At 71.4% G+C, this 22517-nt stretch carries 1 protein-coding gene (only partly in view); it reads left to right on the forward strand.

Positions 1 to 22517 carry part of the coding region annotated (locus GKO32_RS15700) for a toxin glutamine deamidase domain-containing protein (protein WP_246243842.1) on the forward strand (this coding region is incomplete at its 3' end). The annotated region is longer than the window, extending 25477 nt past the left edge and 40537 nt past the right edge, so 22517 of the 88531 annotated nt are shown.

Here is a 22517-nt window from a genome sequence, read left to right on the forward strand (position 1 = left end):
CGCGCGCGCTCCTGCCGTACCGCGGCCTGATGCAGCGCCTGAGCTCGGGCGAGCAGGTGAGCGGCCAGGACATCGCCGACGCCACCGCCCCGGTCAGGTCGGCGGCCCAGGCGCTGGGCTGGGAACCGACGCGGGTGTTCGAGTTCGTGGCCGACCGCCGCCCGACCGAGGAGCAGCTCAATGACCCGGCCTATCTCGCCGCCGCGGCGAGGCAGTGGGCCGGCGCGGTGGACGGTCTCGACGACACCAGGCCCGATCGCACGGAGATCAGCGGCAAGTCCTGGTACGACCGGCACCGGCTGGACGGCCTGGTCGACCACCTGGGGGCCGAGCACGAAGCGGCGCTCATCGCGCTGAGCCTGGCGCTGGAGCGGATCCCGGAAACCGCGCGGCTGATCGGTGCCGACCCGACGCAGATCACGGCGACGCCGCACGAGATGCTCGCCGCGGCGGTGCGGCTCAAGGCCGACCCCAAGGACCTGCGTGCCTTCCTGCTCACCGAGCGGGTGGAGACCCGCAGGGAAGGCGAAAAGGTCCCGGGCCCGGATGCGCTCGTCGATGCCGTCGTGGCGCGATACCCGGACTGGGAGGCGCATCAGCGACGGCGGCTGGGGATCCCCGACGACCAGTCGATCGGCGCGGCGTTCGAGCAGTTGGCGAGCAACGGCGAATCGTTCCAGCGGCTGGACAGGCTGTCCGACGAGGAGGCCGCCAACGAGGCCAGGCGGATCCGGCTGGCCGACCGGTTCGGGGTGGGCGTCGGAATCGTCCGGGCGCACGAACGCGACTGGCCGCAGCTGAGCCTCGAGCGGGCACACGAACTGCTCGGCGAACTGGGCTGGGAGCAGAACCCGGACGACTTCGCGGACATGGTCGCGCTCAGCCAGGCCATGCACGGGCTCCCCGAGCATCTTCCGCAGGTGGCGAACGAGCTGGGGCTGCCGGCCGGCAGGCTGTACTACGGCTCGGTGAGCCTGGGCGCGGACCCGGAGGGTCTGCGGCCGTTCCCCGAGCTGATCAGCCTGCTGCGGGACACCGACCAGGACGCGCTGCAGGACGGCCACGTCGACGCACAGATGATGGACAGTGTCGCGGTGGCGATGTCCCTCGCCACGAGGCTGGGGTGGTCACCCAGCGACGTGTTCCGGTTCATCGCGGACACCCACGCGAGCCGGGAGTCGCTGGAGGAGCTGGACGCCGCGCTGGCGCGCCCGGAGAACTCCGCACCGTGGCAGGGTCCGGCGGCGGACGAGCCGGTCCGGAACGCCCGGGAATGGGCCGAAACCCACGAAGCACCCACGGATTACCTTCGCGTGGCCGCCAACGGCGGTATCGCCGATGCGGCGCAGCCGGTCATGGACCGGCTGATCGATCGCGGTGAGCTGCGCAAGGCGATCGGCACGCTCGGCTTGGCACGGCTGCCGGAGATGCTGGCGCTGGCGGGCCAGGTGGCCTGGCGGCCGGGCGATCTCGGCGGTCCCGCCGCGGAGATCGGGGTACCGGCCTCGGTGCTGTTCGACATGGCGCGTGATCTCGTGGTGGAGCCCGCGGAGGTCGTGGCGTTCGTGCGGTTGGCCGGTCCGAGCGTGCGAGACGGCGCCGGCCAGGTCCTCCCGCACGAGGTCGTCGCGCAGTACCCGGGCTGGATGCAGCACCAGCGGGAACACCTCGGTCTCGGGGCGAACCAGTCGATCGCGGCGGCGGCAAGTCGGTTGGGCGCCGACGCGGAGAAGACCTTCGCGCTCTCGCAGTCGCCGGAGGAACTCGAAGAGTCCCGCACCCGGATCAGCCAGCTCGGCGGCGAGCTGGACGTGCAGGTGGCGCGCCGGTGGGCACCCTGGCTGGGCGAACCCGCGGAGGGCACACCGCTCGCGGCGATCCTCGACGACCGCGAAGCGATGCGCTGGCTGGACTTCACCCAGGTCACCGCCGGACTCGCCGGTCTCGGGCTGCTGCCGAGCGGGCGGGACTTCCGGACCATGCTCGGGGTCCACCATGCCGCGGGCCGGATCGTCGATGACTTCCGGGAGCAGGCGTCGGCGGCCGGCCTGCCGGTCGCGCCCGCGCTGCGGCTCATGGGTGACTTCGGGGCGGCGCTGTCGGCGCTGGCTCCGTTCAAGGACCTGATCGAGACCTCGCCCGGCGTCCGTGCCGGCCAGACCACCGACAGTCTGGTCCACCTGCGGGACGAGATCGCGGGCCGGCTCATCGCGCTGGCCGCCCGGGCGAACCTGGACTCCGACGACACGCTCCGGCTGCTGGCGGATCTGGCGCCGGAGCCGGCGCAGGTGGCCGGGTGGGTCCGCGACGCCGACCGCCTCGCCAACGACAGTCAGCTGCCCGTGCACGACCTGTTCGAACTCGCCAGGTCGATGAAGGCCGACCCGGCCGAGGTGGCCGAGTTCATCCGCACACACGCCGATGATCTGCACACCGACGGCACCATCGACACGGCACGGGTGGCGCAGGAGTACCCGGCGTGGGCGGCCGGCCGCCCGGCGCGGACCGGCCGGCCGGACTCGCCGGCACTGTCGCTGGACGAGGACAAGCTCACGTCGCTGTTGCAGACGATGGGTGTCCGTGCCGGGAAGAGTTTCGACAACGCACTCGACTCCCTGCGCCGGTACAGCAACCGGATCGGCCGGTTCCCCGAGGATCTCCCCGACCTCGCCGGCCGGCTCGGGGTGAACGTGACCCGGCTCTACCTGCTCGCCAGCCGGATGAACGTCGACCCCGCCCACCTGGCGGTGTTCGACGACCTGATCGGGACTCTGCGTCTGCCTCACCGGGACTCCGAGACCATCCGCCTGCAGGGGCTCGCCCAGCAGCGGGTCGAGTCGCTGGTCTCGGACCTGGCGTCCGGGCTGGGCTGGGCCAAGCCGGATGTGTACCGGTTCCTGAACGACCAGCGGCCCTGGTCGCAGGCCATGGACGACGCGGCCACGGCCGTGCGGACCGGATCCGATCATGGCCTGCTCCATGACGCCTGGCGGTGGGGTGCCCGCAACGGGGTGCGGACGGACTACCTCTCGGCCGTGACGAACCGGGACCGGATGCTGCCCGCCGAGCAGCGGGCGGACGTCACCCCGGACGACCGGCCACCCGAGCAGACGCTTGGCATCCCCGTGACCCGGGATCCCGCGGAATTCCGGGATCTGCGTGGCGCGTGGTGGGTCGACCGGGACCAGCTGGCGCAGGCGGTCGACGCGGCGGGCACCGAGCGGCTGCGGGACGTGCTGCGGTTGACGAGGCTGACCGGCCGGGCCCCGGGTGATCTCGGCGAGCTCGCCGATGAGCACGGCATTCCGGCGGCCGAGCTGCTGGACATGGCGCTGGGGGCGAAGGCCGATCCCGCGGACATCGCGGCCTATCTGGGGACGACCGGCGGGGCGGCGGATACGGCCGCGGTGGCGGCGGGGTACCCGGGTTGGGCGCAGAACCTGCGTGAGCACCTGGGGCTGTCGGCGAACGAGCCGATCGGGGTGCTCGAGGGGCTGCTCCGCGACGCCGGTGAGCCGGATCTCGCCGATCTCGAAGCGATGCCGCAGCACCAGGCACGAGCCGCCATCGAGCCGTTCCGAGGGCAGCTGTCCGACTCCGTCACGCAGCGGTGGGGCGCTCGGCTGGGCCTGCGCGACGAGGACATCGTCGGTGACATCCGGGACACGCCCGGGCTCGATTACAGCCGGATGGTCGATGCGCTCGAGCGGATGGGCTCGTCGGCTCCCTCCATCGTGCAGTTGTCCGACATGCGCGCGCTCAGCAAAGCGCTCGGCCACGTGCCCGACAGCATTCCGGACGTGGCCCGTCAGCTGGGGGTCTCGTCTGGCGAGGTCTTCAACGTCGCGTCCGCCCACGAGATCGACCCGCGCGCCCTGGTTTCCTTCGGGGACCTGTTCGCCGTCATTTCGTTCGACCAGGTGGGCGGTTCGGCGACGCTCGCCGACCCGCATGGCATCGCGGCCCGAGCCGACACCGTGGCCGGCCGGCTCGGCTTGACGCGCGAGCAGGTGTTCGACTTCGCCGCGGACCGGCAACCCACGCCGGAAGAGCTTTCGAGGCTGACCGCGGACGACGAGGCGGTGCGGACGTGGGTCGCCGAGCACGGCTACCTCGGCGCGGCCGACGCGGAGTTCGCGCATTTGCGTGCCGACGGGCTGTTCAGCAAGGCCGGGCTGCGGCGTCTGGCGGAAACGCTGGGCAAGGAGAACGTGCCGACGATCCTGGGGCTGACCCGGGTGCTTCAGCGGCTTCCCGACGACATCCCCGGTCTGGCGGCCAAGAGCGGGATGCGCGTGCGGGACCTGTTCGTGGGTTCGGTGCGGCTGGTGGCCGACCCGCGCGACCTCCACGCCTTCGTCCGGTCCACCCCGGATATCCGGCGGCACCCGGACGGCTCCGTGATGCTGGCGGACGTCGTGGCGCGGTACCCGGAATGGGCGCAGCACCAACGTGAACGTCTTCAGCTCACGCCGTACGACTCGCTTGCGTCGCTGTTCGAGCAGCTGCAGCACAACGGCTACACGTTCAAGGATCTCGACGACCTCGCCGACGATGCCGAAGCCGTCGAGGTGGTCGATGACATCCGGCACGACGTGGCCCTGCCCGAGGAGCGGGTCGACACCGGCGCACTGTATGCCGCGGACTTCGCGAAGTACGGGTATGCGGAGCTGGCGTTGCCGGAGCTGGAGGGGGTCAACCGGGCGAACTTCGACAACGCCCTGGACGACTATCTGCTCAACTGCCTGCTGGCGGCGCTGCAGACGGCCAACACCATCAAGGCGATGGCCGAGGGGAATCCGGCGGAGTTCGTGGCGCCGGGAGCCTCGAGGCTCGGGCCGACGGTGGTGCTGGAAGGCGCGGTCGGGTCGAAGTTCGGTCCGATGCCCGGCGGCTACGACGGTGTGCGGGCGCATCTGGAGCAGCAGCCGACCGGTACGCAGGGCATGGTCATCACCTCCGACGAGGACGGGGTCGGCCATGCGATCAACGTGGTGCACAACCCGCGGACCGGTCTGGTCGACTTCTTCGACGGGGTGACCGGTGAGTCCCTGGATCTGCGGGGCTCGGCCGACAAGGTGTGGTTCACGCAGCTGCCGGATCGTCCGGCCGGCGACTTCCTCACCTTGCCCGATCTGGACCAGGCCGGTCCGGCGCCGGAGCAACGGGGTGATCGTCCGCCGGAGCTGATCGGGCGGCCGCATCCCTTCCGGTGGGTTCGCAAGCAGCTGGACAAGCGCCGGTCCGGTGGTGCGCCCAGCCCCTCGGACGGGGCGGGGCCGTCATCGAGCCGCCGGCGCCGGCGGCGTGGGGAACGGCCGGATGCGCCCACGACGGTCGACACCGGCACGTCGAGGCGCGAGTCTGGCGACGATCGGGAGCCGCTGCTGAGCCCCACGACGGATCGGGATCCGTTGAGCCCGGCGACGGACGACGAGCCGCTGAGCCCGACGACGGCTGACGAGCCGTTCAGCCCCACGACGATGGAGAGCGAGGCCGGCCCGTTCCGGTATGCGGGCTTCGAGTTCCGGCCGGCTGGTGACACCGAGGTCGTCGGTCCGCTGGGTTCCCGGAACGACGCCAACCAGAACGCCGTGGGCATCGTGGCGACGGTGCCGGCTTCGACCGCGGACGACCTGATGGCCATCGCGACCCGGTATGCGGACGGTTTCGCGCCGGGGTCGCACGAGGGCCGCTTCGGCTTGCTGATCGGCCTGCACGATGTCGCCGGCGCGGAGGGCGTGATCGAGCAGCGGATCCGGGACTTCCAGGAGGAATGGGCGCAGCACGGCACGTTCCCGGTGACCGTGGCCGGGATGACCTGGCACGACCCGTCGGGCCGGGCGGACGGGGTGCCGCCCGACGTGATCCGGTCGGCGCTCGCGCAGCATGCGGCGGCCGTCGAGCTCGCGGACATGGTGCGCGACGCGGCCGGCGACAACCACGTCTACCTCTACAACGGCGACGCCGGTGCGGACGCGCTGAGGACCCGCGGCGGTCCGCTGTTCGACGCCGTGGACGAGGTGGTGCGCGACAACGGCGAGCGTCCGCCCGAGGTGATCAGTGGTGGTCACCTGGCACGCCCGGAGGACGGTCCGGTCGCCGGTGCCGCCGCGTGGCTGGATGTCGCGGTCCGTGAGGCCATGGTGGGGGTCGATCCGCGCAGCGTGCGGTTCCCCGACGCGAACACGTTCCTCCGCCTCGACGCGGCCGAGCCGCATCTGCCGTTCGACAGCGGTTCCGTGGTGCCGGAGCGCATCGCGACTTGGGCAGCCGACTCCGACTCCGGGGACATCGCGGTCTTCGACCCGAATCTGGCGGTTCGCACGAGCGACCCGGGGGCCGGTGCCGGCCCGGCCGATGTGCTCAGCGTGCCGGGCAGCCAGGCGAACAAGGCGACCTGGACCGAGCAGTTCGCGCGTTACATCGCCACGACCACCGATCTCGACCCGGCGCTCGCGGAGCCCTTCGCGAACCTCGCGTTCCACGGGATCGACCCGGCGGTCGCGCCGTTGCGGCGGGCGCCGGGCTGGCTGTTCGGGGATCTCTCCCGAGCCGACAACGACGCCATCAACGCCGCGGCGCGCAGTGATCGGGCGGCCGTCGACCGGCTGACCAACGTCGCGGTGGAAACCCGCAACGCCCTGGTCGACGGCTTGCGCCGGTTCCGGGCCGGTGACGCGGAGCCGGAGGGCCTGCGGCTCGGCGAGTCGCGTGCCGATGACGCGGTCACGCGGTTCGCGGCTTCGCAGTGGGGTGTCCAGCCGGCCGAGGTCGCCGATCTGTCGGCGCGGACCGGGATGGCGCCGCTCGAACTGTCCCGCCAGGTCACGGAACTGGCTCGGGCCGCGTTGCCGAAGCTGGCCGGCCACCTCGGGGTCGACGCGGCCCGCTCCCAGGTGCTCACCAGGCCGCTCGCGGGCGTGGTGTTCGACGCGCTGGCCAGGAACACCACCGAGGGTGCCGCCGGTGTCGGGCGGCTGAGTGCCGCGGAGCTGGCGGAGCGGACGCGAGTGCGGTTGCACCCCGCCGGTGTCCGGACGGTGGAGGACGTCCGTTTCCTTGCCCGGGTGGGAGACCGGCTCGGCTGGGGCGCGAACGACCTGCCGGTGGCGGAGTCGTTCGGTGGCCGGCGCGCGGTGTCGTGGGAGCTGCTGAACGACCTGCCCACCGATCTCGCGGACCGGTATCTGGGCGTGGCGCGGGACGCGCAGCGGTACGCCGACGCCGGTGACTTCGACTCGCTGGCACGGCTGCTGAACCTGCCCAGCGGCGATGTGGTGCGTGCCGTCGCGCAACGGCTGCACGTGCCGCCCGCGGATCTGGTGGCGCTGCGGGACGATTTCGCGCGGGTGCAGGACACCTCCGCATACCCACCCGGGTTCAGCGCGACCGAACATGCTCAGGGGATCGTGTGGGACCTCGGGACCCTCGTGGGCGAGCTCGGCGCCGATTTCGACCGGTACGTGCAGGTCAGTACCCGGCTGGGTGCCCCGGCGACGTTGCTGGCGGCGCTGACCCGCTCCGGCCCGCACTTCCGCCGGCTGGCCGCCACATTCCTGGCCGAAACCCCGGCCGCGCGGGAAAGCGACCAGGCCGCGACCTACGTGCGGTTGCTGCGTGACTTCCGCACTGCCAACACCCGGGCCGAAACCACGGTCCTCGCCTACGACCCGGCGGAGGTCTACAACCCGCACATCAACCCGAGCGATGCGCTCCGCGCGGAGGGCGACCGCCACGACCTCCGCTACGACCTCGGGACGTGGCATCGGCAGCGGCCCGGCCCCCACGAGCTGGCGGAGGCCGACAACGGCAACGCGGTGATCGCCGGCCTGCTCGGCGGCAGACCGACGCAGGAGCTGCCGGACTACGACCCCCGGTCGACGGGGCGCCAGGTACGCGATGGCTTGCCGGGCGGTGCGCGGTACCTGGGCCCGGATCTGCTTGGTGCGTGGGCCGCGCAGCTGGGCGTGGCCCCGGACCGGTTCACCAGGCCGATCGAGTCCTCTCCCGGTGCCAGGACCAGGCTGTTCGCGGCCGGGCTGCCCGAACCCAGGGTGCGCAGGCTCAGCGAGCGGCTGGGCTGGGTTCCCGACGACCTCCCGTGGGTGGCCGCCCGCCTCGGGGTGGACGTGAACTACCTCTACAAGCTCGCCAACGACACGGAGACCGAACCGCGGGACCTGGGCTGGCTGGGTCCGATCCTGCGGTCGGACGACTACGGCGCGGGGCAGCGGGAGGCGGCGACGATCGCCGAAGATCTGGTCGCGCACGCGCTCGACGCCTTCGAGGTCGCCCAGGGCGAGGCAGTGAAGCCGTCGTGGCTTTTCTGGCTGTTCAACCAGGCCGCGCACGAGCTGGACGCGGGTGAAGCCGACCGGTGGGTGAGTGACTGGTGGAACGAGCACCTGCCCGGCGTGACGGTGCGGGAGATCCTGCAATTCCTGGACAGCGCCCCCGGGGTGAGTATCCGGTCCGCGCTCGACATGCTGGCCGACGCCGGTGGCCGGCCGCCCACCGTGGCCCACTTCCAAGCGCTGGCACAGGTCACCGCCAAGCTGCACCGGCTACCCGATGAACTCGGCACGGTGGCGCGCGACACCAATGTGAACGCCTACGGGATCTTGACCGCGGCGTCGCGGCTGGGGGCCCCGCCACGGGGCCTGGTGCCGTTCCGGGATCTGCTGACGAGCGTGCGGAACCGTGACCAGGCCGCGTTCGACCGGCATTTCCAGGAGGCGACGGGCCGGCTCGACCTGCTGGAGCAGGAACTCCTGTGGGACCGCGACAAGGCCTGGGAGTTCATCGCCGAACGGCAGCCGTCGCAGGACCAGCTCCGCGACGACGCCGCCCTCCTCGACGAGGCCCGGCACTGGGCACAGCAGCGGGGTGACGAGCCGGTCGATCGCAGCGAGATCAGCGGAAAGTCCTGGTACGACCGGGGCCGGTTCAACGGCCTGGTCAGGAAGGTGGGCCTGGAGCACGAGGCGGCGATCGTCGCGCTGAGTTCGGCGCTGGACCGGATCCCGGACAACGCCGAGGTCTTCGGTAAGGACCCCACGCGGATCAGGGCGACCGTCGGCCAGCAGCTGGCCGCGGCCACGCGGTTGCGGGTGGACCCGAAGGATCTGCGGGCGTTCCTGTTGTCCGAGCGCGTCGAGGTGCCGGAAAAGGCCGGCGCGGATCCCACCGCACTGGTGGACGCGATCGAGGCGCGGTATCCCGAGTGGGAGCAGCAGACTCGCCGTCGCCTGCGGATACCCGATGAGCTGGCGATCCGGCACCTGTTCGACGCGATGCAGTCCAGTGGGTGGACGTTCGCCACCCTCGCGGCGATCGAGGACGACGGAGCCGCCGCGCGGGAGGCCGACCATTTTCGGCTGTCCGTGCTGACCGGGGTGGATGCCGACCAGATCCGCCGCGACCACAAGGCGATGCCGTGGCTGGACTACGAGAAGGCCTTCGACCTGCTCCCGACCTTGGGCCAGCCGCGGGACACGGCCGGCATGTTGCGGTTGCGCGAGCTCAGCAAGGCCGCCCGCCGCCTGCCCGATCACCTGCCGGCGCTGGCGAGCGAGTTCGGGATGCCGGTCCGCAAGCTGTATGCAGGCGCGCTCGTCCTCAACGCGGATCCCGCCGGGTTCCGGCCCTTCCCGGAGCTCGTCGAGAGGTTGCGCGACAACGACGAGGTCCAGCCGAGCAACAGCGCCAAGCAGGTGCTGATGAACCACGCGCGGCTGGCGATCTCACTGAAGAACCGGCTCGGGTGGAGCCAGAGCGATGTGTTCGGGTTCATCGCGGCGGCTCAACCCGATCGCCAGGCCCTGGAGAGCGCGAACGCGGACCCGGACACCGCGTTGCCGTGGCAGCGGCCAGGGTCGAACACGCTCCTGCGGCAGGCCCGCGACTGGGGCGCCGCCAACGATGTGGTCACCGACTATGTCCACCAGTACGTCCGGCGCGACCCGCGGCTGTCCGAATCCGATGTGCCGATGAAGCTGGTGACTATGCCCAGCCTGTGGCGGGCCGCCAAGAGCGTCGGGCAGGCCAGGGTGCCGGACATCGTGAGGCTGGCGCTCGCGACGGGCTGGCGGCCATGGAGCCTGGACGGGCCCGCCGAGCGGATCGGCGTGCCGGCACCGGTGCTGTTCAGGATGGCCGCCTCACTGGTGGTGGAACCGGCCGATGTGGTGGCGTTCGTGCGTTCCGCCGGCACGAGTGTGCTGGACGCGGACGGGAAGCTCGTCCCGGACGCGGTGGTGGCGCAGTTCCATGACTGGGCGGCGCAGCAGCGGGAGCGGCTCGGCCTTGACCCGAACCATTCGCTCGCCGACGTGTTCGAGCACCTGCAGGACGACGGTGGGCGGACCTTCGCGTCGCTGGCCGCGGACAAGATGTCCGCCGATGACGCGCGGGCGGAGATCGAGCCGATCCGGCGGGCGCTCACCAGGCGTGTGAGCCAACGGTGGCTGCCGTGGCTGGGCGACATCGATACCGCCGAAGGCGCGCGGATGAGGCGGCTCATCGCCGATCCGGAGGCGATGCGCTGGCTGGACTTCAAGGATGTCGTGGACGCACTCACCGCGCTGCCGGTGAAACGCGACAGCGCCGGCTTCCGGCGGCTCGTCGAGCTGAGCCTGCATGCGGGACGGGTTGTCGATGACACCCCCGAGGTGGCGACGACCTTGGGCCTGCCGCTGCCGTTCGTGCATACCTTGGCCACGGTGACCGAGGCGGATCCGCAGGCACTGCTGCCGTCCAGGGACCTGCTCGAGACCTCGGTCGGAGTCGACCCGAGCGGAACGCACAACGCGACGGTTACCAACCTGAGCAACGAGATTCGGGCCAGGGCCGACGCCGTGGCCGGCAGGCTGGGCCTGAGCCGTGACGAGGCGAACCGGCTGCTGGCGGCGGTGCGACCGGAGCCGGCGCAGGTGGTGCGCTGGTTGCGGGAAGCGGGCCGTCTCGCGCAGGACAGCGGAATGCCGGTCCCGGATCTGTTCCGGCTGGCCACCACGGTCGAGGAGGACCCGGTCATGCTGGCCGGCCTCGTCGGCACGCATGGCGACACCGTGCGGGGCACCGATGGCGCGATCGATCCGGCCAGGGCGGCGCAGGAGTATCCGAAGTGGATCGGCAAGCGTCCGGCCGGCGGTGCCCGGCCCGCTGCCGCGCCGGCGCCGGTCAACCGCGACGAGCTCACGGCATTGACGACCGCCTTGCGCATCCCCGCCGGCGACCTCGACCGGCGCACCCGGGAGCTGACCACCTACAGCCAGAAGCTCGGCCGCGTCCCGACGGACTTCCCGCAGGTGGCCGCGCGGCTCAACGTCCCGGTGGGCGAGCTGTACCGGGTCGCCCTGCCGCGGGAAGTCGAAGCGGCGCACCTCGGAGGGTTCGAGAACCTGCTCGAGGCCATGCGTCTCTCCCCGCAGGATCCGGCGAAGCGGAGCCGGATGATGACCGCGATGCAGCAGGTCGACACGGGGGTCCAGGGCCTGGCGCTCGGGGTCGGTATGCCGGGGCGGGACATGTTCCGGTTCCTGTCCGAGCACCAGGCCACGACGCAGCAGATGGGCTCCGCCGTCCAGGCACTTTCGGCCGGCACGGACCATCCCTTGCTGGCTGCCGCGCGGCAGTGGAGCGCACGCCAGGGGATCCCGCTGGACCAGCTGACGGCCGTGGTGCACCGCGACCGGATGAGGTCCCGCGGGAACGACGACGCGGCGGAGTTCCGGGATCTTCGTGGTGCGTGGTGGGTCGACAAGGGCGAGCTGGCGTCGGCGGTCGAGGCGGCCGGGTTCGACCGCCTGCGGGACGTGCTGCGCCTGGCGCGGTTGACCAGCCGGGTGGCGGGTGATCTGGGTGAGCGGGCCCGGGACATCGACGTAACTCCGGGTGCCCTGCTGGACATGGCGTCCGGGGTGAAGGCCGACCCGGCGGATGTGGCGGCGTTCGTGCTGGCGAACCCTGGCCTGGCGCGTGATGTCGGTACCGGGGCAGTGGACCCGGCACGGGTCACCTCCAGCTACCCGGCCTGGACACGGGGCCTGCGCAGCCTGCTGGGGTTGCCGGCCAACACGCCGCTCGCGGCGCTCGGCGACGCGTTGCGCAACTCGGGCGGTCCCGGCCTCAACGAGCTCGCGCAGCTGCCCCGGGACGAGGCGCGGGCTGTTGTCGAGCCGTTGCGGGAGCAGCTGGCCGCCGAGGTCGTGCGGCGATGGGGTCCGCGGATCGGGCTGGACGACGCCACCATCGCCCGCGACGAGCTGGACTACGGCCGGCTGGTGGACGCGCTGGAGCAGACGGGGCAGCTCAAGGCCACCCCGGACCAGCTGGCCAAGCTGCACTTCCTCAGCACGACCCTCAACCGGGTCCCCGACCTGGCCGCGGCGGTCAGCGAGCTCGGCTACCCGGCCGCGGACATCCTGGATGTGGCGGCCAACCGCGACGTGCCGATGGATCCGCGGGTGCTGCGCTACCTGACGGAACCCAAGGACCCGACCCTGCCGCCCGGCAGCGTCCAGGACTTCAGCCTGCGTCGCCTGCTGGATGTCGTCGCGTATCAGGCCGACGGGCCGGGTTTGACGCGTGCCGAATACGTGAAGTTCCTGGCCGACGAGCGACCTCCGCAGGATCCCCAGCGGCAGCGGATGAGCCCGCTCGACGAGCCACTGCGGACGTGGGCGCGGCGCAATGGCGTCCCGGATTATCTGGCCAAGGCGGCCGAAGAGTTCAGCGATCCGGCGTACGGCTTCAACGCCGGTGCGATGCGGCGCCTGGTCGATGAGTTCGGCGAGGGCAGCGCGCCGGCGTTGCTGGGCCTGACCCGGATGCTGCACGAGTTCCCCGCCAATCTGCCGCAGCGGGCCATCACGGAAATCCGGATGCGGCCGCGGGATCTGTTCGTCGGTGCGGTCCGGTTGGCCGTGGACCCCGGCGACATCGTGGCGTTCGTCCGGTCGACGCCGGATATTCGGCGGAACGCGGACGGGAACGTGGCGCTGGCCGATGTGGTGGCGCGGTACCCGGAGTGGGAGGCCTACCAGCGTCAGCGCCTGCAGCTCGGGCCGGACGTGTCGATCAGCCGCCTGTTCCAGACGCTGCAGGCGAGCGACCACACCTTCCGCGACCTCGACTTGATGCGCGACCTCGACGCTGCCCGCACTGTGGTCGACGATCGCCGCAACCTCATCCGGCTGACTCCCGACCAGTTCGATGCGCGCACGAACCATGCCGGGGACCTCGCGAAGTACGGCTATGCGGAGCTGGCGTTGCCGGGGCTGGCGGGGGTCAACCGGGCGAACTACGACAGTGGTCTGCGGGACTACCTGCTGAACTGCCTGCTGGCGGTGGTGCAGACGGCCAACACCATCAAGGCCATGCTCGAGGGCAGGCGGGCGGAGTTCGCGGCGCCGGGTACCGACGGTCCGCTGCCGACCAGGGTGCTGGAAGACCTGGTGGGCTCGCAGTTCGCTCCGCGGGCGGATGGGTTCGACGGTCTGCGAACGGAGCTGGAGGGGAAGCCGCCGGGCACGCAGGGCCTGGTGATCACCGAGTCCGGCCGCGACGGGGCCGGGCACGGGATCAACGTGGTGCACAACCCGCGGACCGGTCTGGTCGACTTCTTCGACGGGGCCACCGGTGAGGCACTGGATCCGCGCGGTTCGGCGGAAAAGATCTGGTTCGTGGAGCTGCGTGCCGGGCAGGGTCTGTCGCTGCCGGATCTCAGCGATGTCGCTCCCGCGCCGGAGCGGCAAGGTGATCGCCCGCCGGAGCTGATCGGCATGCGCCCGGCGAAGCGTCTCAAGACGAACGCCGGTGACGCGGTCGTGCCGGACCACGCGGAGCGCCGGGACGGCGAACCGTCACCGGGGCCCGCCGAACACGACACCGAGATGCGCGACGCGGAGCCGGCGTCGCCGAGCTTCCAGTTCCAGGCGGTGGCCGACTCGGACGTCGCTCCGCTGGGGCCGCGCAATGCCCGCAACCAGGACGCGGTGGGCATCGTGGCGACGGCAACGGCGTCCACCGCCGACGACCTGCTGGCCATCGCGCGCCGGTATGCGGGCGGGTTCGGGCCGGGTTCACATGAGGGCCGGTTCGGCTTGGTGATCGGTCTGCACGACGTGTCCGGCAGCGACGCCCAGATCCGGCAGAAGATCCGCGACTTCGAGGCCGAGTGGGCGCGGACGGGCACGTTCCCGGTGGCCGTGGCCGGGATGACCTGGCAGGAGACGACCGGTGCGCCGGGCGGGGTGCCGGCCGAGGCCGTCCGCGGGACGCTCACGCAACATCCGTTGACGGCGCTGGTCGCCGGGATGGTCCGTGCGGAGGCCGGCGACAAGCCGGTTTACCTGCACACCGGCGATGCCGGTGCGGAGACGCTGGCCACCCGCGGTGGTCCGTTGTTCGACGCCGTGGACCACCTGGTGCGCGACGCCGGTGGCCGGCCGCCGGAGGTCATCAGCGGTGGTCGGCTGCCGCGTTCGGACGACGGTGCCGGCGGTGACCTGGCCGCGCTGCTGGATTCGGCGGTGCGGCAGGCGATGGCGGACGTCGATCCGCGCAGCGTGCGGTTCCCGGACCAGAACACCTTCATCCGCCTCGACGGTGCCGGGATTCCGGCGGACGGTGACTCGGTGGTCCGGGACCGTGCTGCCGACCCGCGGGGTGAAGACGAGGATCTGGCGGTTTTCGAGCCGAGCCTGGCGGTGCGCACGGACGGTCAGGGTGCCGACGGCAGCCATGCGGACAAGGCCACGTGGACCGAGCAGATCTCGCGGTACATCGCGGCCACGACGAAGTTCGATCCGGCGCTGGCGGCCAGTTTCGCGAACATCGCGTTCCAGGACATCGGCACCGGCGGGGGAGTGCCGGTCCCGCGGGACCGCAACACGCTGATGGCGCGTCTGTCCCAAGAGGACACTGCCGCGATCGCGCGGGCACGGAAGGCCGATCCGAACTCGGTGGTGCGGTTGACCCGGATCGCGGTCGGCACGCGGGACGCGCTGATGGACGGGCTGCACCGGAACCGGGCGGGAAGCGCGGAACCCGACCCGCGGACCGGGCAGCCGCGTGCGGACGCGGACGTGCTGGGCGTGACCCCGGAGCAGCTGGCGTCATTCCGTGCGCTGGGCGAGGACGCGCATCCCGCGACGGCCCGGTTCGTGGCTTCGCAGTGGGGTGTCGAGCCGAGCCAGGTCGTGGACCTGTCGGTGCGGCTCGGGATGGCGCCGCTCGCACTTTCCCGGCATGTGGGGGAGCTCGCCGACGGCGTGCTGCCGAAGGCGGCCGGGCACCTGCGTCTGGACCCGGCCGGTTCGGCTGTGCTGCACGCGCCACTGGTGGCCGTGGTCCGCGAGGCCCTGGCTCAGGACGGCCACGCCGGTGTCGAGCGGTTGAGCGGCGCGGACCTGGCGGAAGGTCTGCGGGACCAGCTGCGGCCACACGGTGTGCGGACGGTCGACGACGTCGTTTTCCTGGCCGGGACGGCGAAACGGCTGGGCTGGGGCGCGAACGACCTGCCGATGCTGGAGGCGTTCGGCAGGCGCCGTGGCGTGTCGTGGGAGCTGCTGCACGACGTGCCGGCCGATCTGGCGGACGAGCATCTGGGACTGGCGCGGGATGCGCAACGGTACGCCGACGCCGGTGATTTCGAGGCGCTGGCGGGTCTGCTGAACCTGCCCAGCGGTGACGTGGTGCGCGCGGTGGCGCGGAAGCTGAACGTGGTGCAGCCCGCGGATCTGGTGGCGTTGCGGGACGACTTCCAGCGGGTGCGGGACAATGCCGATGTCCCGCCGAGGTACAGCGCCGACGAGCAGGCGGCGTACCTGGTGGACAACCTCAAGACCGAGGTGGCCGCACAGGGCGCCGATCTGGACCGTTACGTGGCGGTCAGCACCCGGCTGGGTTTCCCGGCGACCCTGCTGGCGGCGCTGACCCTGTCCGGGGCGCATTTCCGGCGGCTGGCCGCGGGATTCCTGGCCGATACCCAGCAGGTGCGCGAAAGCGACCGCGCGGTGTCCTATGTGGACATGCTGCGCCGGTACCGCGAAGAAACCGCGATACCCAACTCGGAAATCGCGCCCTACGATCCGTCGGGCAACTACACCGGCACTCCGGAAAACCTGACCGTCTCCTACGAGCTCGGGGCGTGGCACAAGCAGCGGCCGGGCCGGCTCATGGTGGCCGACGCCGGCCTCGCGCACACCCTGATCGCGTCCCTGCTCACCGACGACACGGGCAAGTCCGTGCCGGGCTATAGCGTGGCGGCCGGCGACGGAGTGAGCACGGGGATACCGGCAGGCGTGTTCTCCCACGCTCCGGAACGGCTCAACGCGTGGGCCGAACACCTCGGGGTGGATCTCGCTCGCTTCACCGAACCGGCCCGGCACTCCCAGGCCGAGGTGCAGGCGCTGGCCCGGGCCGGACTGCCGGTCAAGCAGGTGGAGCAGGCGCGCGACAAGCTCGGCCGGGTTCCGATGGATCTGCTGGGCCTGGCCGAACGGCTCGGGGTCAAGCCGCTGTACCTGCTGCGGCTCGCGAACGCGCTGGAGACCGATCCGCGCCATCTGTCGTGGCTGGGCCCGATCTTCCGTTCGGCCGACTACAGTGACGCCGTCCGCTCGACGGTGCGGCTGGCCGGGTATCTGAAGAACCACGCGGAATTGGCGTTCTCGGCCGCCAGTGGCGAGGCGGTGCGGCTGCCGTGGATCGCCTGGTTGTTCAACCACACGACCATGGACCGCGCCGAAGCCGACCGGTGGATGAGCTCGTGGTGGGCCCAGCAGCTGCCCGGCCGGACCGCGAAGGAGATCGTCCGGCTGCTCGACGTCGTGCCGGGCCTTCGGATCGCCGACATTCCCCAGCTCCTGGCCCAGACGGGGTTGGAGCGGACGGCGGACAATCTCGCGGCCTTGTGGCAGGTGATCTCCGGAGGCCGGCGGGTGCCATCGGCCACGGAACTTTCGGCGGTGGCGGCGCAGGCGGGCGTGCCGCTCGCGAGTGCCCTCCGGGTCGTGCGTCAGCTGAGTGGCCGCCTGCGGGCGATCCTGCCGTTCCGCGATGTGCTGCACCAGCTGGCTGGCGGCGGTGCGGTGCGCGACCTCGACGTCTTCAACGCCACCGCCGCGGTCAGGGGTGCGGCCGCGAGGTTGCGTCAGCCGATCGAGCGGCTGTACGACTTCCTGGCCGAGCGGCAGCCGTCGCAGGCCCAGGTCAACGATCAGGCCTACCTGGTGGCCGAGGGCGGGCGCTGGATCCGGGCGCAGGATGGGGCACCGGCATCGGTCGACCACACGCCGATCAGCGGCAAGCCCTGGTATGACCGGGGCCGGCTGGAACGTCTGATCGACAGGGTCGGTGCCGAACACGAAGGCAGGATCGTCGCGCTGGCACTGGCGCTGGACCGGATTCCCCACAACGCGTGGATGGCCGGGACGGATCCGGCGCGGATCAGGGCGACGCGAGCGGAGATGCTGGACGCCTCCGTGCGGCTCAGGGCGGATCCGAAGGATCTTCGGGCCTTCTTGCTCAGCGAGCCGATCGACGGGCCCAAGTCGGGCCAGGCCACCGGGGATGTGCTGGTGACCGAGATCGTGGCGCGCTACCCGGCGTGGGAGCAGCGGATCCGTGACCGGTTCCAGCTCCCGGGCCACGTGTCGGTCGGCGACCTGTTCGGGAGGCTGCAGAACGACGGGCACACGTTCTCCTATCTGGAGACCATGTCACCGGACGAGGCGATCAAGGAAGCCCAGCGGTACGACCTGGCCAGCCGGCTGCGGGCGAACGTCGTCCATCTGCGGGTCTTCGAGCGCGAGGCGCCGTGGCTGGACCACGAGCGGTTGTACGACCTGCTCGCGCAGCTGGGCCGGGAGCAGAACTTCGACAACTTCACGGAGCTGCGCGACTACAGCCGCAAGATCCGTCGCCTGCCCGATCACCTGCCGCGGGTGGCGGCCGAGCTGGGCATACCAGTGGACCGGCTCTACGACCACAGCCGCACCCAGGAGGCAGATCCCGATGGCCTGCGGATGTTCCCCGGCTTTGTCCGCCTCCTCACGAAACCGCAGTTACGCGGGAGCGAACTGAGCCGCCAGCAGGGTCGTGTCCGGCAGGTGATCGAGGGCCTGCAGAACAAGCTGGGCTGGTCCCGTGCGGACGTGTTCCGGTTCATCACGGACACCCAGCCGAGGCTGAGGGACCTGGATGCGGCGATCAAGGTCGCCGACAACGCGCTGCCGTGGCGCCAACAGACGGCGAACGGGCTGCTGAGGACCGCCCGGCAGTGGGGCGACACCAACGACGTCACCACCGACTACCTCGCGCTCGTCCGCGACTCCGTCCCCGGCCTCAGCGATTCCGCCGTGATGAAGCGGCTGATCGATCGGGAGGGACTGCAGGAAGCGGCCCGCTCCATCGGCCCGCACCGCGTGCCGGACATGCTGATGCACGCCCTCAGGACGGGCTGGTCTCCTCACGACCTCACGAAGCCCGCCGACGAGCTCGGTATCGAGCCCGCGCTGCTGTACGACCTGGCCGCCAAGCTCGGGGTCGACCCGAACGAGGTCGTCGCGTTCGTGCACTCGAACGGCCCGGCGGTCCGCAACCGTGCCGGTGACTTCGACGAGTTCGCGGTGCTGCGCCAGTTCCCGGCTTGGGCGCGGGAACAGCGGGAGCGGCTCGGCCTTGGTCCGAACCACCAGCTCGCCGCGGTACTCGAGCACGTGCGGAGCGGGAAGAGCGCAAAGGAACTGCAGGACAACGCGACCCGGACGGTGCAGGACGCGACGCCTGCGGAGATCGAGAAGATCCGGGACCAGCTCGACGCCCGGATGGAACACCGGTGGATGCCCTGGCTGAACAACTGGGCGGATCTGGCGAACGGTAATGCGGCGAGCTGGGAACTGCACGGGATCGTCAAGGATCGCGACACGATGCGCTGGCTCGACTTCAGCCGCGTCGTCAGTGCGATGGAGGAGCTGGGCCTGCCGGCGACCTTCGTGAACTTCCGGACCATGGCCCGCGGCAGCTACCACGCGGGCCGGGTCGTCGACGATCTCGGGCGGGCGGCCGCCGCGGCGGGGCTGCCGTACCGGGTCGCGTTGCGGCTCATGTCCGAGCTGGGGGCCGACCCGTGGGCGCTGTCGTCGGTCAAGCATCTGATCCGCAGCAGCCACGGGATCGACCCGGCCGCAGTGGGCAGCAGCGTCGGGTATTACAGCCTCCGCACCGAGATCATCGACCGGGCCGCTGCGATGAGCACCCGCCTCGGCTTGGGCCGCGACGAGGCGTTCCGGTTCCTGGCGGCCGTGCGGCCGGACCCGGAGCAGATGCGGCACTGGCTGCGCGACGCCGGCCAGCTCGCGGCACACGGCGGAATGCCGGTTCCGGACCTGTTCCGGCTGGCCACCAGGTTGAAGGCCGCTCCCGACGAGGTGGCCCGGTTCGTCCAAGTCCAGGGGCAGGCACTGCGTGGCGCCGACGGTGCCGTCGATCCGGCACTGGCGGCCCGTGACTATCCACAATGGACTGCGCAGCGACCGGACCCGCGCGTTGCTGTCGGACCGACGGTGCCGTTGGATCAGCACAAGCTCGACACCCTGCTCGGCGCGATGAGCACCGATCCGCGGGTCTTCGATCAGGCACGCCGGGTACTGGCCGCGTTCAGCACGGAAATAAGGCGGATTCCGGACGATCTTCCCGACGTGGCCGCGACGTTGAGGGTGGACCCGACGCGGCTCTATTTCGCCGCTCGCGCGCTGCGCATCGACCCGGCGCAGGTGGGCATGTTCGGCGACCTGATCGGGGCCTTGCGGCAGCCGCTGGAAGCCGGTCCCCACGGCCCGCAAGAGCCGCCTGCCGTGCGGGCCGCGGTCGAGCGGATCGATGACTCGGTGCGGTACGTCGCCGCGGGGCTGGACTGGCCACGGCAGGACCTGTTCCAGTTCATGCGGGAGACCGGGACCTCGCCGGACGAGCTGGGTGCCGCCGCCCAGTCCATGGCGAACGGCATCCGCCATCCGTTCTTCGACGCCGCCTGGCGATGGGGCATGGCGAACGGGATGCGGCCGGACTACGTGACGGTCTCGGCGAACTGGGACCGGCTGCGGGCCGGCACGGGCACCACCGATCCCGCGGAATTCCGTGATCTCCGTGGCGCGTGGTGGATCGATCGGGACCAGCTGCGCCACGCGGTCGACGCGGCCGGGTTCGACCGGCTGCGGGATGTCCTGCGGCTGACCCGGTTGACCAGCCGGGCGCCGGGGGATCTGGGTGGCTTGTCCCGTGAGCTCGGGATGTCCCCGGATCTGCTGGTGAACGTGGCGACCGCGGTGCGGGCGGACCCGGCGGACGTGGCGGCGTTCGTACGCGCGAATCCCGGTGTGGTGCGCGATGGCCGGACCGGGGCGGTGCTTCCGGACAAGGTCATGGCGAGGTATCCGGCTTGGGCGCAGGGGCTGCGTACCAGGCTGCGGTTGCCGGCGAACATGTCGATCGCGGTGCTCGACGTGGCGTTGCGTGGCTCTGGCCATTCCGGCCTCGGTGCCCTCGCGCGGATGACCGACGACGCGGCGCGCGCGGTTGTCGAGCCGTTGCGGGAGCAGCTGGCCGACGAGGTCGTGCGGCGGTGGGCCCCGCGGCTGGGGCTGGCCGACGAAACCGTCCGGCAGGATCTGCTCGAGTCGCCCGCACTGGACTACAGCCGCATGGTGGACGTACTGGGGTCGTCCGCCGTTTTCCCGCCGACGCCGGAGCACCTGACCCACCTGTACACGCTGAGCAAGGCCATCCACCGGGCACCGGACGAGCTCCAGCACGTGGCGGACCAGCTGCGGATCCCCCTCGAGCATGCCTTCGTGCTGGTGACCTCGCCAGGGCTCGTGATCGACCCGCGAGCGCTGCCCTACTTCTCCGACGCGATCGGCGCCGGCAGCAACGGGGCCACCGATCTGGAAGCCCTCGGGAAGGCCATCGACGATGTCGGTGACCGTCTTGGCCTGACGAGGCTGGAACTGTCCCGGTTCCTGGCGGAACAGCAACCCACCCGGGAACAGCTGGCGCAGCTGACCGCGCACGACCAGTCGGTGCGCACGTGGGCGGCGCAGAACGGCGTGCCGGAGTATGTCGCCGCGGCGAGCGCGGAGTTCGAGCACCTGCGCAGGCAGGACCATTTCACCGCGGGCGGATTGCGGCGCCTCGTCGACCAGTTCGGCGAGGACAGCCTGCCGGCGATCCTGGCCCTGACCCGGGTGATCCAGCGGCTGCCCGACGATATCGGCCGGCTGGCCCGGAACGACACCATGCGGCCGCGCGACCTGTTCGTGGCATCGCTGAAACTGGGGGTGGATCCGAAGGACCTCGAGGCGTTCGTGCTGTCGAGCGCCGACCTTCCCCGGCATCCGGATGGTCCCGCCGTGCTCAAGGATGTCGTGGCGCGGTACCCGGACTGGGCGGCCCACTACCGCCGGCGCCTCGGACTGGGGCAGTACGAGCCGCTGTCCATTGTGTTCGACGACATGTTCCCGCTGGGCGAGACCTTCGCGAACTTCGACGCCACCGTGGACAACGCCGTTGTCCGGGCACAGTTCGGCCACCTGCGCGCCGACCTGGCCGAGGCGGGCACGCGCGTCGCGGCCGGCGCGCCGCACGTCCAGGACCTCGCCAAGTACGGGTATGCGAGTTTCGCCCTGCCGGGGCTGGCGGGGGTCAACAAAGCGAACTACGACACCGGTCTGCGTGACTACCTGATCAACTGCCTGCTGGCGGTGGTGCAGACGGCCAACAGCATCAAGGCGATGGTCGAGGGACGGCCGGCGAACTTCGCGGCGCCGGGGGTCTCGGACTTCGGGCCGACGGTGGCGCTCGAGCGTGCGGTCGGTTCGCCGGTCAAGCCGATGGAGGGCGGTTACGACGGTCTGCGGGCGCATTTCGAGGCGCTGCCGGAGGGTGCGCAAGGCCTGCTGATCACGCCCTCCGATCAGGACGGCGTGGCCCACGCGATCAACGTGGTGCACAACCCGCGGACCGGTCTGGTCGACTTCTTCGACGGCGTGACCGGTGAGTCCCTGGATCCACGGGGCTCGGATGTCCCGGTGTGGTACACCCGGCTGCCGGATCTGCCCGCCGGCGAGTCGTTCCCGTTGCCGGATCGGGATCGCACCGGCCCGGATCCGCGCGTGGAAGGCGACCGGCCGCCGGAGCTGCTCGGGATGCCGCGCCGCTCGAAACGGCGCAGGCTCAACACCGGTGAAGCGGTCGTGCCGGACGACGCGCAGGAATTGCCCTTGCGCCAGGGCGGCGGCGAACCGTCCGGTTCGCGCGCCGACGACGACAGCGAGCCGGACGACGGCACTTTCTGGCGGACGCTGGCGGGCTTCGAGTTCCGGCAGGCCGGGGACGGCACCGTCATCGGTTCGCTGGGGGAGCGCACCGCCGCCAACCGGGAGGCGGTGGGCATCGTGGCGACGGTGCCGGCGTCGACCACCGACGACCTGCTGAGCATCGCGCGCCGG

This window comes from Amycolatopsis pithecellobii, from assembly GCF_009707865.1.
Taxonomy (GTDB): domain Bacteria; phylum Actinomycetota; class Actinomycetes; order Mycobacteriales; family Pseudonocardiaceae; genus Amycolatopsis_E; species Amycolatopsis_E pithecellobii.